The following is an 18482-nucleotide window of genomic DNA, read 5'->3' as shown; positions in this document are numbered from 1 at the left end:
ACACTATATAATACTCCTGTTCGTAAATCAAGAGATTAGTTTAGAGCTTGTCCAGCCCTTCAAGCACAAATAAACCCCGACCTGGACTTCACAGTCGCATAAGGTGGGGCATAGGTAGCTACAGCGTTATTTTTTTCTGTATTTTAACCGGAAACAACAGCGATCAGAAGGATATTTGGCTGCGTAGTGGGACTTATTCACCGGACTTTTAGAGCTGGATAAGCCCCTCACGCGACACGGTCAGCTTTTCGAATCCGGTATCCGTAATCGCATAGCTGTTCTCAATACCAACCACTCCACGCTGCGGGAATGTAAATTTGGGTTCGACAGCTATGACCATGCCGGGCTGAAGTCGATAGCTGAAGCCTTTGGCAAGCACAGGCAGCTCATCAATCTCAAGCCCGATTCCATGTCCGAGAAATTTAACCTGATCGTCGCCATAGCCCATATAATGGTCACTTAGTCCAGCAGCATGCGCCATTTGCAGTGAATGCATGTACAACTGCTCGCATACGGTACCAGGCAGCAGCTTCGATTCCACACTGCGTATAATTTGCTCCGAATGCTCATAAGCTTGAAGCAAATCCTCGGCTAATGTACCAATAACGACGGTTCGTGTCTGATCGATGACATAGCCATCGATGCAGCAGCCGATATCGATCAGAATCGGTTCGTTGGCTGCAATGGGGCGACGGCTCGCGCTTTGTGGACTTGCCGGGGATAAACCCTGACCTCCGGCGGGACCATCGAAATAAGTCGGCATTGCTGCTGCCTCTCCCGCTCCAATCATTCCCGTAATTACCTCTTGATTATAGCCTCGCATTCTCATTATACCGATGTGTCCAGCACGTCGTACATACGTCTCGATATGACTCATCAGCTCCAGCTCCAGCATTCCCGGGTGCAGCTTGTCGAGCGCATCCTCAAAAGCCAGATTGATGACCCGGCCCGCTTCACGAATGTATCCAATTTCAGCAGCTGATTTGATCATCCGAAGTTCACGGATCAGTAGTGAACCATCTACCCAATCCACTTGTGGCAGTACGGCTTCCAATCGTTTGAGCTGCTGCACAGGAAGTACATCAAATTCAGCAGCAAGCCTCAGGTTACGCGAATGCGCTGCATGGAATAAGGAACGATACACATCGGCCAGCCGTTCCCCAAAGCTTCGGAATGAGCCCAAAGACTCCACGGTAATGGAGGATTCCTGCTCTGCACGTACAACACTACGGCGAACAAAGAACACGGCCTCTCCCTCATTTGGCACAAACAAATACCCGGTCTGCATCGATCCTGTAAAATAATACAAATCGACATTTTGCGTGATCATACAGCCGTCAATCTGCAATTGCAACAGTCTTTCTTGAAGCCGTCTTATACGTTCAGTATGCTCGTTCATGAAACCTCTCCTTTAATATTTCCCGTTCAAAAACGAGCTTGATCATCAGCAATCATCACTGGCTGCACAGCAATTATCGAATTGGCAGCCAATTCAGCACGTTTTGAATTTTTTGATCCCAATAACCCCATTCATGGCTTCCCGGCTCTTCTTCGTAGGTCAAATCCAGCTTCATTGCGCGGCAGTGGTCACGGAAACGCACATTGTCCTGATATAGAAAATCCTCCGTGCCACAGCACTGATACAGCATTGGGCTTGGACCCTCGCCCTGCGCCACTTCCGCAGCCAGTTGAAAAAGATCATTACGGCTCCCCGCAAATTGATCCAGATCGCCAAAGATACGTTGGAACTCTACCGGATCACGCTGCTTGGCAATGGACGCAATATCAAGTGCCCCCGATAAGCTTGCTGCTGCTGAGAATCGATTCGGACACGACAACGCCAGCTTGAATGCGCCATATCCTCCCATCGACAAACCTGCAACAAAGGTGTCCTCCCTTGCCTCCGATAACGGAAAAAACGACCTCGCCAAAGCAGGCAGCTCTTCACTAATAAATGTCCAATACTTGTAGCCAACAGCCATGTCGGTATAAAAACTGCGGTTAACCGCAGGCATCACAACAGCCAATCCATAGGCGGCAGCATATCGCTCAATAGAAGTTCTTCTCATCCAAATCGTATGGTCGTCCGACAAACCATGCAGTAGAAAAAGCGTAGGGTGCTTTTTCTTGATTACATTGGATTCCATTCCGATCTGTCCTGTAGTCGACTGTGGTAAAATGACGTGCATGGATGCGGATACCCCGAGCGATTCCGAGAAAAAATGACAGTCCATAAAAGCCATAGATTCATGTCCCCTTTTGATTAATCTTACCTAGAGGGTAACAGGATTACCAAATAAAATCCAGCGAAAAGCTCTGACGGCTCTATGAGTTCGAAGAAGCCTCCAAGTCCACTACATAGTGGAACGGAGGCTCCATTGTATCAGGATCAACAATCAACATCCACGTGGGGAAGAGCAGATCCGATACCGACTTTTGTGATAGAGAGTTCGGTAAACACACGATTACAGAGACGCTGGTTGTTCCTCTACCGAATGAGAAATATCTTTTCTCAGTGCGGAACTGTCTCCTTATTAGGGCCTGCTAAACCGAGTGCATTGCGTAACCGCAGCATGACAACAACAGCTTCAGCTCGTGTACTCACCTTAGCTGCCCATTCAGCCTGCACTTGCTTGCTGTCTGTATCCGTTGAATGGCTATCATCCAACAGACCTGCAGAGATCGCTCGTTGTTCGAGCTCCGATTCGTCGTTAATGGAATTGGGGTCGATCGCTCTTAAGCTAAGTGCTATGAGGACTGAACGCGTTAATTCGCGGTTCCATTGGTCTGGTGTAAATTCATTTTCCTTAATGATACCGACATCCCGTAATGACTGAATATTACCGTTATAGAGCGTAATCTCAGTGGAATTCACTGCGCTTGGGGCCGAATTGGCTGCGCTCGGGGTCAAAATCGGAACTTCCAGACTTACCGTGAGCAGAGCGGCAAACTCCACCAGTGTCAAGGTATGATCCGGCTTGAAGGTTCCATCCACATAACCGGATATGAAACCATTCGCAGCAGCCTCACGAATCGGAGCCTCCGCCCAATGCCCTGTTATATCGCTAAATAAGAAAGCCATCTCTTCCTGGTTGTCAGCAGCAGTGCCACCCTCCTCAACAACGGGAAGAGCATCAGACACAACGACCGTATCGTTCGATCTGGCAAATCCTATATGACTCGGAATTAACAAACTAAAAGGCAATGTTACAACCGCCATCACGCAGACCAACCTTCTTATAATAGATAGTAAGGAAACAGCAATCATAAGTTTGATTTTGTTTTTGAAAATTCGATATGCCCGAGCTCTGTCAGTAACCGCTTTACGATGAAGAACATTGCTTTTGGGATAGGCCATCATTATTCAAGCCCCTCTCTTTAAAGTTAATGACTTACTCAGCTTCATAAACCTTCAATATGCGACTGCTCTCTCGTTTTCCTTCAGAGGTTATCGTCACATAAATGCGACCGCCATTGCTGTTAAGCTGAAGACCGCTAATCGTGGCTGTGGTCACACCAGATGCTGCAATGGCTGAGGCCTCGCCGCCGCTCAGCGTCTGAATTGGCGTAGCTATCAGTGCATCGGTGTAGAGCTTGATCGTATCACCTGGTTTGATCGCAATCGCTGTAACCTCATCATTACCGTAGGCTCCTGCCAGATTGGATACTCGCAGCTGATTAGGGGATAGCGGAAAGGTAACAGGCTCGGCCGCATATATTTTAGCCGTTCGTGCACTTTCTTCCTCTTGCTTATGCGTTACCGTTATATAAACAAGGCCATAACCAGTCCCAGGTAATGCTGCATGAACCACAACAGAGCTCGCATCATCCGATACAGTCGCGCTGCCAATAGCCACTACAGATATATCGTCCGCATATACCTTCACTGTATCACCAGTCTGCAGGCCGTTGACTGTAAGGGTATCTTCGGATCCCACAGCGTTATGAATTTGAATTTGGGATCGATCCGGCGCACCGCTCGCCAATTCGGCGGCGTATGCTTTAATGACACGTCGACTTTCCGCACGAAGGAAAGAGGTTACTGTCACGTATACATATCCGGCCTGTCTGCCCAACTGTGGGACCAAAACCTTCACTTGGGTTGAACTGCTGTCAGCGGTAGCCGTCCCGATCACAGTGGTTGAAGATGCATCAGCATATACTTTTACGACATCACCAGCAGCCAGACCCGACAGCTCAATTCGATCATCCGTTCCTACTGGCTCGTTCGTCACTACAATGGTGCTTGGTGACGGTGCAGCCGTAATCGGTTCCGAGCGATACTGCTTCACCACGCGTACACTTTCCTGCAGGGGTGGGCTTGTAATGGTCATATACACACTGCCTTCTCCCACACTCAACTGCGGGAGTGATGCATCCGCTGTGTCAGAGCCTGCAGCCACAGTAACCTGAGTCAAAGGAGAGGCTGCCTTCTCAGAAGCGTATACTTTCAAAATATCACCTGCCTGCAAGCCGCTCACGATAATATGATCATTCGTTCCACTAAGCTCATTCAGTACACGAATTTGTGCCAATTTCGGTTTAGCGCTCATGGCTTCACCAGCATATCCCTTTTCCGTTGCCCTACTCTCACCTTTTCCTAACTCCGTCAACGTAACGTAGACAACACCTTCGGTGCTTCCGAGCTGTCCGATGGAGACAACAGTGCCTTCGCGGGAACCCGTTACTGCTATAGCAGAGCCCAATAAATTGGTTTTCGAAGCGTCCGCATATACTTTGACGAGATCTCCTGCTTGCAGTCCCAGCAGTGCAACTGTATCCGGTGTGCCTGTTGAATTATTCGTAATCCGAATGTTGCTTGCAGAAGGCGCCACGGATAAAGGCTCGGCCAGATAAGATTTCACAATACGTCTGCTTTCCGAATACGCAGGCTGTGTTACGGTAACATATACATAACCAGCCGCAGCACCAAGCTGATTGATCGTGATTATTGCGCTATTCGACCCGCTGCCGACTGCAGCAGTACCCAGCGGTGTGGTCGTTCCGCCATCTGCATACACTTTGACGATATCTCCCGCGGACAGTCCGGTTACAGTAACCATATCCGATGTTCCAGTCAGCTTATTATCAATACGGATCATGCCTGGAGCAGGTGGAACCGATGCTGCGGCAAATGCTGTACCGGATACCGCCACCGGAAGCAAAGCCACGCTAACCAAGCACGCCATGCAGGCTTTCATTAAGCTTGTCTTTATAACCTTATTCATATGCAATCAGTACGCCTCCCCCTTTTACTGGCTTGACTTGAAATCCAATGGATATTCATAAATTACCGTTTTATATACATCTCCTTCATAAGAAAGTGAACTGTTGCGCGGCATTTTCACCTTCACCCTGTAGATCACAGCCGGCCCTTTCAGAACCTGAACAATATGCTCGCTTTCCCTCACATAGCTGTAAGGAAACACCACTCCCGGGGACAAATCGTCCACATAATCCTCAAATACGATAACAGGCGCAGCCGACAGCAGACTTCCTTCATAAGGTGTTCCATCCGGACGCAGCTGTAAATTTCCGCGAAGCCCTGCCTCAAATGCGGCATGTGCCAATGGACGCTCAAACACTACCAGACCTTCAGCGAGCCAATCCTTATTTACCTGCAGGGCCGCATCATGAGCGCCACGATTCAAAGTGAATTTTAACCGGTTATGTGTAGTCGTCGTAACAAACCTGTCTGCTTCAAACCCCGTCGTATACAAAAACATCAACACCACAAACAGCAGCAGCAGCGCTCGATTCATCTATTAATCACCGTATCATCGCCTCGCTCATCTGTTTGGCATAACGGACAATTTGTGGAGGTTCGCGGTCATGACTGCCAAACATGCTGTGAAACAGCCATCGTGGTGTACTTTTTACAGAAAGTGTGCCCTCAATATATTCGCCCCTCGGTGTGAGTGTCGTCGTTCCCGTAAATCGGATATCCACACCATCCAGCAAAAAGGTATGCTCCAGCGTATACCGCATCTCATCGATAATTTCCGGAGTAAATCGACCGTTATCTGCATTAGCTGCTTTTTGAATGGCACTGTCAAGCACCATTTCTACTGCATTGGCCCGAGTTGAATATATATCATGCAAAATCGGCTGAAATAGCAGCAGCAGCAAAATATAAACACTCAGCATCTCCACCAAAGCGGCTTTCATGCTGGTATGGAGTCAGATGGTATCGCAAAAGCAGGATGTAAGGATGGTGTATTCGTTCTGCGTTCCATGTCTGCGTACAGGCTGCGATGGATGTCTTCACGAATACCTCCCTGAGCTAATGCAGGTGTGTACATGAATGAGCTCGGAACGTTAGTATTATTGAATAAATCGTCCATTTGCGTCTTTTTATCCTTAATCGAGCTCCACATTGCCACAAAAATGAACAATCCGATGGCAGCCAATGTAGCTGCAATGAGTAAAAACTTTTCCAAGGCCGGTTTCATTATTTATCCACTCCTTCTATGATTCAACCAAAATGATTCGTGCTGCGTGCCAAATCCGTTACATACTGCTGGGCGATGTTTAACGCATTCCACAAATAAATCAACAGCGGGCTAAACGCCGCCGCATAAGCCAAGCTCCCAAAAAACTTGCGTCTTCGCCGCCGATTCTCGCGCAGCATCTGGGTATAACTCTCTTCCCTCGCCTCCACCAAGGCAGAAATATCCTCAGGCGGCGTCATTTCCAGATCTGCGAGCAGCTTGCACAGCTCCTTGGCCTCCTTGGTTCCGATATCCTCGCCAATCGCATGCAGTGCAGCGGACGCCCCTTCATCAAATAACCGCAGCCCTTTATTCAAGGCAGGTTTGATTCTTACCGTATAATCGCGCAGCTTGGTCAGCATCGTATGCAGATTCAGCCTGCGGCGACCAACCCCTTTAAGCTCGTCAGCGATCATGCTGTAAATCATAAACAGCTCGCGGTTTTTTTCCCCGTCGTCAATCTCCTTCCATTTGGCCAGAAAGTAAGTGAGCAGCGAAGCCCTCGTGTTGGTCGCAAGCAGCATCACAACCGGTCCCCACAGCTGAAGCAAGAGTGCAGGCAAGGATTGAACACCCCAATTGAATGAGATGTCATATAAGCTGTTGATCAACCATAGCAGCGCGACACCATAACGGACGGACTGGATTTTTAGCGCATTCATCCCCAACGGATACCCCGTGCGCTCCAGACGTTGATCCAGCTCTGGATGATCCAGCCAGGTTTTCAATCGTATATATTGCAGGCGGGACATATATTTAATGGACAGGGGGGTCCGCAAACGGCGATGTATCAGATAAGCAGCAAGCATGTAAATCAGGCAAATCAGGATGCCAAGAAGTCCTCCGCCGACAGCATATAGATCATGGTGCATCTGAAAGAAAACCTTCGACCTCCTTGTGGGCTAAATAATATGCTGAAGCTGATACCAACCTTCTAATAATCATTGGGCGGACGCCGAAACCAGGTTGCCAGAAGCAGCGAGCCAATAATGAAGCAAACTGTAACCGTCAGCCAAAAACGCCCTTGCTCCGTTCCTAATTGATAGTGTACCGTGCTCGTGTAGCCCATAAATATGACCATCATTAGCAAAAGCAACGGGAACAAAAGCACATGAAGCCAGCTCAGCTGCAGCACCTCAGAGCTGGAATCCCCCTCATCGCGCAGCATATCGATCTGTTTGTGAATATTTTTATCAATCGCCATGAGCGTGCTCTCCACATTTTCGTTACGCAGCAGCCCTTTCAGCATTGTTAAGCCAAGCTGCTTGGCAAAGGATGTTTGAATACTGTAGATAAATTCTTCAACCGCCTTCTCCATTTCGCGCGAGTCCACATAATTAAGCTCCTCCCTGATCAGGTTCATAAAATGACTGCGGATCGCACTGGACGACATTTCCTGACAAGCCAGCTGCAGCGCCATACGCATATTACCGCGGGTAACCTTGTATTTACTGGTCAAAATACCTATCGTTTCTGCAAGATCATAGCCGCTTTGGATTTGTTGGCTGCGCAGCTTCAGCCGTTGATAGATGATCAGTACTGCAAACGCGACAACGGCAATGAACAGACTGAAACGAATATCGAAAGCCATTACGTAGGAAACCATCCCGGCAGACAAGGAGCTCGATACAGCCAACAGTAAAAATCGCTGAACCGAATATTCGTTATAACGCTCCTTCATCGTAGCCTTCAGCAGCAGCTCCAGCTGACGATGTATTCTTCGGTATATTGCCGCAATTCGCCCTGCTTGCTTGTGGCCTCGAGGCTTACGTTTCAGCTGCTTCATGCTAAGTCGGTGTCGGTGCTCTGTCAGCAGCAGCTTACGAAGATAACGGAGAGGCTGCCTCAGAGCCATATACAAACCGATTGTAAATAAACACGCTAAGATGAACAGAAGCGCCATCGTCAAAATCGGGAACATAAACAAGCGCTAAGCCTCCTCATCCGTCGAGTGCTCTGTTGATGATATTACAGGGTTACTCGACATCGCAGCAGCCATTTGCTCCATCGAAACGCTGATTCGGTGCAGCGGATTAGCCGCTACAGGATTATAAACGACTATTCCTTCGTTCTCAGCAATAGGTGATGCCGCTGCCAATGCTGCTAACGCTTGGAAAGTTCGTTCGGACCATTCCGGATGCACCTCACGCATTTCCTTACGCAAGCCCTCACTCAAATCGTTGCGATACGTCCACGTATCCGTTCGCTCATTCCAATGCATCAGCTCATGAGTGCTAATTTCTCCGGTATAGCGATTGTAGCGAAGCTCCATAACACTTTTGAGTCGTTTACGCGTTCGAGTCGTGTCCTGCGTCTGCACAATCAGAATATCGATATTTTCGGCCACACGCTTTTCTTCCTCCTCAAAACGTACACCCGGATTCAAGCTGCACAGCAGCCTCGCGAACTGTGAGGGTACGGTTTCCGGCTTCCATGTGTGAAAGGTGCTGCCAAAGCCCTTGAGCAGTCGTTCGCATGCGAGCATCGCACCCTCCGCCTCGACTCTGCGTACTTCACCGATAATCGCATAGTCGACGTCGAAGCGCAGGATCTGATCCATTGCATGATGAAAGGTACCTTCATGGGTGATCCGTTCGATCAGCTTTTTTTCGGGAAAATCGCGGCTGGCAGCCAGCTCGTAATGCTTTTCGATAATCGCGCCGGTGTAATGGTTTTCCCGCTCCGCTATCAGTGCTTTAAGTGTCGTGGATTTACCCGTTCCTGGCGGACCAATAATTACTGTGTTGCAATGGGTTTTCGATATGCCCTGCAGCAGCTCAACAGCTTCCGGTGGAATGGTGCGGCGTTTGGTATCTGCCAAGTCCTCCACGGTAACCCTACCGATCAAAAACCGTCGAAACGTAATCACATCATGCCTTACATCGGGCTTCACCGTGAGCGTAACCCGCTCCCCCGTATATAAATCCACCTCCAAGGTTGTATTGTATAGATTGACGATCGCATCTTCCTTTTGGCGAGTGAGTGCGCGAATGATTTTATCCACCTCCTGTGTGGAGGCAAATTGAAATGGCATCCGTTCATGGCGACCGTGATGATGGATCCAGATGGAGGTTCCAATAATTTGCGCGGCGTAGCTGTCAGGATACGTTTGCCAGCAAGCCAGTGCCTTAAAGCCGTATATTTCATGAAACATCGCATGTGTCACATCGCCATAGCAGCGCTGCTCTTCCTTGGCAAACCGTCTGAGATTCATGTAATAATCCGGCAGCTCCAGTTGATGCAGACCCTGGCGGTCCACATGGGATTGAATTTGCTCCATAATGGCAGTCACTGTCTCGGGCACACCGATAATCGCTTTGTTTTCCAGCTCGACGAAAGCTTCGGCATCATCGCTATCCGGTGCTCCTGCCAGATTCCGGTTGCCTAGCCCTTGATGCATAGCACCTGCGAATCGTTCACCGACAATTTCTTTGTAGGTGTGGCAGGCTTGCTCGAAAAGCACCTTTCCACCACTACTCATCAATAGGGGAGGCGTATAGGTGTGTTCAACTGAGGACGAAAACGTCGGTTCCCATATCTCAGGCTCCGTATGAAACTGTCCAATATGAAACCGCGACTGACTTGCCAATGTTTAAGCCTCCTTTACAGGCTTCATCCAACGGAACCACGAGCCCTTCGAGGAGCCTGCCGCAGAATCCGTGTGCTTAGCCGTTTCTACAGCAGACGTGTGAACAAGCGGCAAATCATAATAATGCAGCATCGCCTTCGCTATTTTGCCCAGCTCTTTGTTGTAATCGTGATTGTGCGGATGGACCCAGCCAACCTCTGCTTCTTTGCGATAAAATGACGGATCATACGGCAAACTGCCTACATATGGCATCTCCAGCTGGCGTGAGAGCTGTTTTTCATTTTCGATATCGGGTGAGCGAATCATTTTATTAAACAGCAGCATCGATTGGCGCTGCTCCCATTGAAAAACCGGGTGCAAAATATGCTCGCACATTCGCCGCCACTGCGCCTTGGCTTGCTGACTCTGACTCATATAAACAAGCAGCAGATCAGAAGCATGTATGCTTTGTGCTGCCAATGCATGGTCAGGATAGCTGCCTGCATCCAGAAGCACCAGATCAAAGCACTCCCGCGCCTTCTCGATTAGCCATGACACGCCATCCGTCTGGTAATAATACAGCTTTTTCAAATCCCGGCTGCCTGCTAAATAATAAACGTTCGGTGCCAGCAGCTGCATTTTGCTCTGAAGTTCTGCAGCCTGAAGCTGCTTGCCCTGCAAGCTTCCCCACAGCTCATCCATATATTTGGCCGAATAAATCAATCCACTATCCCCGGGGTTCCAGCCGTTTAGTCCAAAAATCCCTACTTTTACTCCCGATAGTGCCGCCAGTGTAACTCCGATTGACAATAAGCTGGAGGTGACACCCAGCTGCGGAAGCGCGCCGATTGCGGTAATGACCTTACTGACAGTCCTTGCCTTAATCAGGCATATCTTCCCCGTCTCATCCGCTACCTGCTCAGGAGTATGGTATGGAAGCACATAGTCAATACCTTGCGCTGCACACAGGCTTTGCGTTGTTTTTAAGGTCAACGGATCCGTACCGTTGCTTAGTAAATAAATAATTCGATTCGCCAGATAATAACTGCGCAGCGTGAACAATTCGTGCATATCGAGCAGTACGTCGCTTACAATCCATACGTCTCCAGGCAATAACGAGGTCTCTGGAGCTGGTACAGAAGGATTCGATACGAGGGTTCGAGCTGTTTTCAGTAGAGAGTCCCGCTTGCTTTCCGTTCTTTCTCCCATCAGAAGAACGGCTACCATATCCTTGGATACGCTGGATACCGACTCATAATCGCCGGAAATTCGTAACGCCTCCAGCAGTCTTCTGTCGCCTGAAACCACATAAGCATTCAATGTTTAATAGACCTCCTTTAAGCTTATATACTACATACTAGTGATAAACGACCAGGAATCGGTACCCCTTCGTACCGTATTTGCGGATCAGTTCTTTTTGATCATTATTGACAATCAGCTCTATTGTACTGACCATACCTGTTGGCTTCTTACGGTCATCGGATGCTCCGATTTCCTGATTGTTGGTGCCCTTGGCATAGCTGACGACAATTTCCTGAAGTTTTTTCTCTTCCTCATAAGAAACATTCAGCTGGTCCAGTTTTTCACGTGATAGCTCCTGATTGGCTGTCTTGTCATCAACTTTTTTGCTTTCCTCCTTTTGGACCAGCAGCAAGGAGACCCGATCACCACGCAGCAAGCTGCCGGGCGGTTTTCCAAACATCCATTCCACCGGAAGCGGCATGTTCCACTCATCAGCACCAGGCAGCAAATGGGCGGTGTTCAGCATATCAGCTGTGATTTGCTCATTCAGCCGAACGGCTCGTGTCGTTTCCTGATGAAGTGCTGATGGCATACGTACCAATGCCCCGTCAACAAGCTGCTCTTTTTTTACCTTGACCGTTTTGAGGTCTGCTTCGGTTATCCGTAAGCCACGTTCGACAGAACGGGCAGCCTGGACCACTTCAACTGTTCCCCAGTTGGGTTCCACGAACCACTTCCAACCGATAAGCAATGCAGGTCCAGACAAGCACAAACCGATGACCAACACATAATACATACATTTATACCAAACATTCATCCTGCCGGGTCCTCCATTTCCTTTCTATCCGTTCCTCCACAGCTTGTGCAGCAGACCCTTGGGACCTGTATGAGGCAGCCAGCTGCGAAGCCAGTCTTGACTCGAACGCTCTAACTGAGCTCGGACTCCAGGGCGGTCCTGCACCAGTATACCCAGCCAGCTCGCCTCAGCCATCCTGGTAAAATCAATCGCCGGAAGCATACAAACCGGTGGTTCGGGAAATACACTCAGCCATTGTCCGGTATGACTGGAATTCACTGCCTTATTGGCGATGCCCCAGACTGGCTTGCCCAGCCGCTGCAGTTCTTTAAGCCGCTTCATATTACGTCTTGCGGCAGCCGATTCCAGCTTATGCAGCATCGGATCCATGACATAAACAAACTCGGAGGCAAGCTTAATCAGCTCGTTTGCCGTTTCATCCTCCCAATTGGAACCGATATCGACCAATATAATCGGCCGCTCTATCTCCTTGAGAATTAACTGCTGCAGTCGGCTGAACGCCAGCTCTGTCCGGTTACCGTCTGCTAGTGTAGGCTGTATCCGATCGATACTTATCGATTCATTGGACCATTCAGCTCCCGATAGGGGTGCCGCTGGCAGCCACAGCGTGTTGCCATCCTCCCAAGCTGTCTGCTGCTCCCGCAAATCCACTCCCGCTTCGTTATAGCAGCGATAATCGGGGGGAGCATGCTTCTCACCATACAGTAGTGCGTACAGCTCCGGATGCCTCGATTGCACCTCCAAAACCGCGTGCCTGACACCAAGCCCGTGCAGTGCGCGGGCCAGCGCTAGTGTCGTGAATGTTGCGCCAGCACCCACGTACAGCCCGGCTACAACCAAGACTCGCGGCGGCGACTTTGATAGCCCCTTTCCACCACTATCCCTTGAGGCTGTGCCGCTTTGTTCCGCTCGACCTCCGTCTCGATTTCGTCCTCGGCCACCATCCTCGTCTATTTCGCCATACATGTCTGCTCCATTGTTTCCTGCTGCTGTTTGCAGCGGCTGGATTCGCAGCAGCTCGTCGCGTACCTCCGCGGCGCTCTGGCAGCGAGCTCGCGGCTCCGCTTGCAGCAGCTTCTCCACAAGCGCCGACAAGCTCGCAGAGATCGCGGCGCTGTGATCGCTCAGCGGCCTGCGAACAGCATAATAATAGTGACCGCCGCTCAGCAAGTAATACAGCAGCGCACCCAATCCGAACAAATCGGTGCGCGCATCGGTCTGTCGACCTTCGAATTGCTCAGGTGCAGCAAAACCAATCGTGCCAATTCGCACCGTATCGGCAGCTTGTCCGGCCTTATAGCTGCGAGCTATACCGAAATCAATGAGCCGTATCCGCTCCTGCGCATCGATCATCAGATTCGCAGGCTTCACATCTCTGTAAATAATCGGCTCAGGCTGGTGGCTGTGCAAATACGCGAACACATCACACAGCTGCAGTGCATAGTCAATCACATGATTGACTGGCAATCGCTTGCCGGACCGTTCAAATCGCTGCAGCAGCGTTTCTCCCTCAATGTAATCCATCACCAGATAGCTGCAGCCATTGGAGTCAGCTGGAAAATAATCAACAATATCTGGAAGATTCGGATGGTTAAGTTTAACAAGCATTTCTGCTTCCGCGAGAAATTCATATTCAGTTCCATTGCTCTGTCTGGATTCCTTAACTGCCCAGCGCTTGCCGGTTAATCGCAAATCATCTGCCAAATATACAGTAGACATTCCCCCGCTTCCCAGCACGGCTACGATACGATATCGCCCTTCGACTACATCACCGATTTGTTTGCCCTGCGGCTGCATCTGCACCTCAACCACCCCCATTTGAGCTATGTGATCCCCTTACACGCTTGTCTACGACCAACACAATAAACTGCTATTACAATTAATCAACATCAGGATTAAACAATATTTAGATACAAAAAAAACCGCCCCTTCCATGCTTTTCAGCATGGGAGAGGCGGTTCTTCCGCTCATCACTTCCAATATTGACTATAAAATACCACATTTTTCAAATTAAATCAACTGTTTAGAAATATACTTGACTCTATTCTAATGTTGAGTCCATTTGTACAACATTTTCCGTTCCATTTTTGGTATTAAAGTATATATACTGAGTGTAAGTAGAGGCTATGTGAACGAGTTGGTATTTATAGTATTCACCATTTAAATAAGGGTCATTTTTTATCGTAACTTTTTGAAGAAATGTTATTTTAGAATCACTAGCGTATCTTGCTTCCAGAAATTTTGTAGCTTCACTTTCAGTAATTTTTAAGTCATCAACTTTAGTTTTATATGTGACTCCCTCAATAAGCCAGTTTGCATCCTTTTTTATTAATTTAATTTCAAATGAAGCACCATCAGATAACATATCAGGTAAACTTATTCCTTCTACAAGTAATGAATTTTCACTGACTTGATTAACTTTTAACCGAGTCTCGATTAGATCAGCAACAGGTAATTTGGTAGGATGACTTTCATTTAATGAATTAGAATAGTATTCTGAAAATTTGCCGTTTATAAAATTATCCGATAAATATTTTGAAAACTCTTTTTTTCTGGCTTCATAGGCTTTAGCAATTGTTTGTTTATCTGCTTTTTTGTAATCGATCCTGTACTTGGCAAAATCTTCTTTAAGAATATTTATATAAAATTGATTAGCATCGGACAGCAACTTATTAATGGTCTGAGCATCGGGTCCAAATACAACTTGGATACTGTCGTTAATGTTTACAACATGATTTGCGGAATCCCATTCGACCTTTGCCTCAAGTGATTCACTAACAAATCGAGCAGGTATCATTGTCTTTTCATTAATAATTTGAGGGGCTACGGGTAGGGTATTCAGTTGATCATTAACATAAGCTTTGATATCTCCAACTGTTAGCACAATTGTTTTAGCATCTTTCGTCGCGGTGATCTTCTTTGTCAAATCATCCCATTCTATAGTAGCTCCCAGATTCTCGAAAATATCTCTTAGCGGTACTAGTGTAGATTCGTTGATAATGACACCATTGATTACCTTGGGTAGCTTCACCTGATGATCTGCAGCTGCTGCGATGTTTAATAATAAAGATGAAGTTGTCAAAGTAATAGTTGTATATGAAATGAATGATTTTATAAGTTTACTTTTCAATATGATCTCCCTCTCCTCTAATTACATTATCGCGTTACATTATAACATGGCGGAAAATCATATCACCAACATTTGTATAAATAAGAAAAATAAAGGACTTAGGGCCGTGACAAAGATACTTGATGCGACTTATCAATTATTCGGGACCAAACGAATGTCTTGTCCTGTCCAGCAGCTCTTGATACAATCAATTTGTGTTATGTAAGCTCTAAGATTGTTCATTAGGAGTGTTTTTTTGGGCGATTATTTATTTGTATTGCTGGTAGGACTAGTAGCCGGTGCTGTCAGTGGCGTCATAGGAACAGGCTCGTCCATTATGTTATTACCTGTTCTTGTATTTGCATTTGGTCCTAAGCAAGCAGTACCCATTATGGCAGTGGCTGCTGTTATGGCTAACTTGACCAGAGTCGTTGTCTGGTGGCGTGAGATCAATTGGCGGGCCTTTGCTGCCTACTCAATTACAGGTGTACCCGCCGCCGCAGTGGGTGCGCGAACATTGTGGGAACTTCCAACAGCTGTTATATACATAGGGCTTGGTATCTTTTTTTTGCTTATGATTCCTGTTAGGTATTGGCTCAAGGCAAAGAATTTCCACATTTCCTTATGGCAGCTTGCCGTCGCTGGAGCTTTGATTGGCTTTTTGACCGGAATGGTCCTGTCTACCGGGCCTCTCAGTGTACCCGCATTCACCTCTTACGGATTAATGAAAGGTGCATTTCTCTCGACCGAAGCGGCTAGCTCACTTGCACTGTATATCAGCAAGGTTGTGACCTTCCAGGAGCTTGGCGCACTGCCCACAGAAATGATGGTACACGGAATTATCGTCGGCGCTTCTCTGATGCTCGGCACATTCGCTTCAAAAGCTATTGTTCAGCGAATGAGTGTCATCTCCTTCCAATATGTGTTAGACATTTTATTGTTAGGTTCCGGGCTTTCCCTTCTGTGGGCGGCAATCCATTAAACCACTTCGTCCAAAAAAAAGCACGGGCCCATAGATTGGGCTCGTGCTTTGGTCTATTCATCGCTTTTAAAGATAAGCCCGTTTGTACGGCTGCGGCACATGAGCATGCTCACTTTTTAATTCCAGAGCTGCATGAGTGGCCCAATACGGATCCCGCAGCAGACCTCGCGCAATTGCAACCAAATCAGCATCTCCATTGCCAATAACCGATTGAGCAAGAGCAGGGTACTCCAGCATACCTACTGCAACAACAGGAACGTCCAGAGCTTCTCGAATAGTGCGTGCATATGGAATCTGGTAGCCCGGGTAGTTTCCTGGTTTTTTTTCGCCTGCTGGTCCCTCCCCACCCGAGCTCACATGAAACACGTCTACACCAGCCTCTTTGTAAGCTTTGGCCAGCTGTAGGGTATGATCGATATCATAACCGCCATCCACATATTCAACAGCAGAAATACGGAAAAATAAAGGCATCTCCGCGGGTATTACTTTTTTAACAGCTTGAATAATTTCCACGCCGAACCGAGCCAGATCCTGTCCGTAAATATCGTCGCGTTGGTTTGTAAGTGGAGAATGGAACTGGTGGATAAGATAACCGTGTGCTCCGTGTAATTCAATCATGTCCACTCCTGCCTCTACAGCCCGTCGAGCTGTGTCCGCAAAAAGCTGTACCATCTCTTTAACTTCATCCGTCGTAAGTGCTCGTGGTACTTTATAGTTAGATCCTGGGTATTTGATCGCAGATGAGGATACGGGCACTTCGGCATCTTCAGCTTTACGACCGGCATGTGCAATCTGGATACCAATTTTGGCGTCATGAGCATGCACTTCATCAATAATTCGCGAGTAGGCCGGAATTTGGTCATCAGACCACAATCCTAAATCCTTATCACTTATGCGACCATCCGGATGAACGTCCGTCATTTCCATAATTATAAGCGCCGTACCTCCGATAGCGCGGCTAAGATAGTGGACATAGTGCCACTCATTCGGTTTGCCGTCCTTGGCATCAACGGAATATTGACACATGGGCGCCATCACCACACGGTTCTTTAATTGCAATCCTTTGATCTCAAAGGGCGTAAACAGTTGATCTCTCATCGTAATCCCTCTCCGCTGTTTCTATTTTGGTGTTACCTTTTACAGGCAATAATGACCTCTGCCTACTTTATTATTGATGCTTTTAGTATCAAATTCAAGTACCCACTTTTATGTAAGATAGTATAAAAAGTATAGTGTTAAGCACGAACCCTGCTCAACTATCCAGCTTTGCATAGCATGTACACTAGTGACGAATCCAATAAAGTAAATGTTTTACATCTAACTGCAAACCATCATTATTGTGCTCGCCCGTACCTTTTACTACAAAGAGCAGCAAGGTTTTTTAAATGTAAATTACTTTTTTGACTTCGGTGGCTAATACTCGGTGAAATGGGAAAACTATCTTCGTCCTATTACACGAAGGAGGCTTTGATTACCATGTGGACTGTCTCCATCCCCATTGTGCTGTCGCTATCGATGCTGCTGACCGGATCTATTAATGAGCTATCCAACGCTCCCAGTAAAGGGCGTCCTTATTATGAAAAAAGAGGTGAGATTGTATGGGAGGTGCCCACTGAGGAAAAGATTATCGCGCTGACCTTTGATGACGGCCCCGATCCTGAGGATACACCACAGATCCTGGACCTCTTGCAGCAATATGGAGCTAAAGCTACTTTTTTTGTGATCGGTGAAAAAGCTGAACGTTATCAGGACCTTATTAAGCGGGAAGTCGCTGAAGGCCATGAATTGGCGAATCACACCTATACCCATATGTATTTCACCCGCGGAGTCAAAGAAAGCAATATGCGTGACCAATTGATGCGGGCCGAAGAAGCTATACATCGGGTCTCTGGGCAAAAGCCGCACTTATTTCGTCCGCCAGGAGGCTACTATAACGATCCACTGATTCAAATAGCCAAACAGGAAGGCTATACGGTCGTAATGTGGTCCTGGCATATCAACACGATGGACTGGAATACACCGGGTGTTAATCATATCACCAACAAGGTCCTTAACAACTCGCGCAACGGAGATATTGTATTATTTCATGATTATGTGGAGGGCAAGACACAAACCATTGAGGCACTCAGGCGAATTTTGCCCGTGCTTAAAAGTCGTGGCTATCGCTTTGTCACGATTTCCGAGCTGCTCGAATATCGCAAAACCAGTCCCGTCAAAGGAATTGATTGAGCTTTAAACCTTAGGATTGAACAATGAAAAAGCACCTGTCAGCA

Annotated in this window: 17 protein-coding genes; 2 read left to right on the top strand and 15 right to left on the bottom strand. The window is 47.7% G+C overall.

The genetic code is table 11. The features are described 5' to 3' along the window. Positions 1 to 208: 208 nt before the first annotated feature. The 14 genes from BK127_RS10020 to BK127_RS09955 form a co-directional block, all read right to left on the bottom strand. Positions 209 to 1399, bottom strand: coding sequence for a M24 family metallopeptidase (locus BK127_RS10020; RefSeq protein WP_076229890.1), 1191 nt, complete (start codon positions 1397 to 1399; stop codon positions 209 to 211). Positions 1400 to 1472: 73 nt separating this feature from the next. Beyond that, a complete protein-coding gene (locus BK127_RS10015) occupies positions 1473 to 2243 on the bottom strand; it encodes an alpha/beta hydrolase (protein ID WP_076229889.1) in 771 nt (256 codons plus the stop codon). Between the two features lie 269 nt (positions 2244 to 2512). Continuing rightward, positions 2513 to 3220 (bottom strand): S-layer homology domain-containing protein, encoded by a 708-nt coding sequence (locus BK127_RS10010; protein WP_179097433.1) that lies wholly within the window; start codon positions 3218 to 3220, stop codon positions 2513 to 2515. Positions 3221 to 3392: 172 nt separating this feature from the next. Beyond that, a complete protein-coding gene (locus tag BK127_RS10005) occupies positions 3393 to 5228 on the bottom strand; it encodes a hypothetical protein (RefSeq protein ID WP_144026419.1) in 1836 nt (611 codons plus the stop codon). Between the two features lie 24 nt (positions 5229 to 5252). Then, a complete protein-coding gene (locus BK127_RS10000; protein WP_076229886.1) occupies positions 5253 to 5762 on the bottom strand; it encodes a hypothetical protein in 510 nt (169 codons plus the stop codon). A gap of 7 nt (positions 5763 to 5769) precedes the next feature. Next, positions 5770 to 6168, bottom strand: coding sequence for a hypothetical protein (locus tag BK127_RS09995; protein ID WP_179097432.1), 399 nt, complete (start codon positions 6166 to 6168; stop codon positions 5770 to 5772). Beyond that, positions 6165 to 6452: a hypothetical protein gene (locus BK127_RS09990; RefSeq protein ID WP_076229884.1), complete on the bottom strand. Its 288-nt coding sequence runs from the start codon at positions 6450 to 6452 to the stop codon at positions 6165 to 6167. The genes BK127_RS09995 and BK127_RS09990 overlap by 4 nt, the downstream gene beginning before the upstream one ends. Positions 6453 to 6475: 23 nt before the next feature. Next, positions 6476 to 7363: a hypothetical protein gene (locus BK127_RS09985; RefSeq protein WP_076229883.1), complete on the bottom strand. Its 888-nt coding sequence runs from the start codon at positions 7361 to 7363 to the stop codon at positions 6476 to 6478. A 62-nt stretch (positions 7364 to 7425) separates the two neighbouring features. Further along, positions 7426 to 8418: a hypothetical protein gene (locus BK127_RS09980; protein ID WP_076229882.1), complete on the bottom strand. Its 993-nt coding sequence runs from the start codon at positions 8416 to 8418 to the stop codon at positions 7426 to 7428. A gap of 3 nt (positions 8419 to 8421) precedes the next feature. Beyond that, entirely contained in the window at positions 8422 to 10080 is a 1659-nt protein-coding gene (locus BK127_RS09975) for an ATPase, T2SS/T4P/T4SS family (protein ID WP_076229881.1), read from the bottom strand. 3 nt (positions 10081 to 10083) lie between these two features. Then, on the bottom strand, positions 10084 to 11379 hold the full coding sequence (locus tag BK127_RS09970) for a P-loop NTPase family protein (RefSeq protein ID WP_076229880.1): 1296 nt from the start codon (positions 11377 to 11379) through the stop codon (positions 10084 to 10086). A 37-nt stretch (positions 11380 to 11416) separates the two neighbouring features. Next, positions 11417 to 12118, bottom strand: coding sequence for an SAF domain-containing protein (locus BK127_RS09965; RefSeq protein WP_076229879.1), 702 nt, complete (start codon positions 12116 to 12118; stop codon positions 11417 to 11419). Between the two features lie 24 nt (positions 12119 to 12142). Further along, positions 12143 to 13915 (bottom strand): serine/threonine protein kinase, encoded by a 1773-nt coding sequence (locus BK127_RS09960; protein WP_083689218.1) that lies wholly within the window; start codon positions 13913 to 13915, stop codon positions 12143 to 12145. Positions 13916 to 14159: 244 nt separating this feature from the next. Continuing rightward, positions 14160 to 15248, bottom strand: coding sequence for a copper amine oxidase N-terminal domain-containing protein (locus tag BK127_RS09955; protein ID WP_076229877.1), 1089 nt, complete (start codon positions 15246 to 15248; stop codon positions 14160 to 14162). Between the two features lie 235 nt (positions 15249 to 15483). On the opposite strand from BK127_RS09955, the gene BK127_RS09950 reads away from it, so the two are divergent. Continuing rightward, complete coding sequence (locus BK127_RS09950; protein WP_076229876.1) at positions 15484 to 16209, top strand: sulfite exporter TauE/SafE family protein; 726 nt, start codon at positions 15484 to 15486, stop codon at positions 16207 to 16209. Positions 16210 to 16275: 66 nt separating this feature from the next. Here the strand turns inward: BK127_RS09950 and BK127_RS09945 are convergent, their stop codons facing one another. Next, positions 16276 to 17307 carry an NADH:flavin oxidoreductase/NADH oxidase gene (locus tag BK127_RS09945; RefSeq protein WP_076229875.1) on the bottom strand — a complete coding sequence of 344 codons (1032 nt, stop codon included), beginning with the start codon at positions 17305 to 17307 and terminating at the stop codon, positions 16276 to 16278. Between the two features lie 378 nt (positions 17308 to 17685). Here BK127_RS09945 and BK127_RS09940 point away from each other — a divergent pair, with 378 nt between their 5' ends. Further along, positions 17686 to 18438 carry a polysaccharide deacetylase family protein gene (locus BK127_RS09940; RefSeq protein ID WP_144026418.1) on the top strand — a complete coding sequence of 251 codons (753 nt, stop codon included), beginning with the start codon at positions 17686 to 17688 and terminating at the stop codon, positions 18436 to 18438. The last annotated feature ends 44 nt before the right edge of the window (positions 18439 to 18482 follow it).

The organism is Paenibacillus sp. FSL H7-0331, from assembly GCF_001956045.1.
This window is presented reverse-complemented; position numbering and strand designations above follow the sequence as displayed.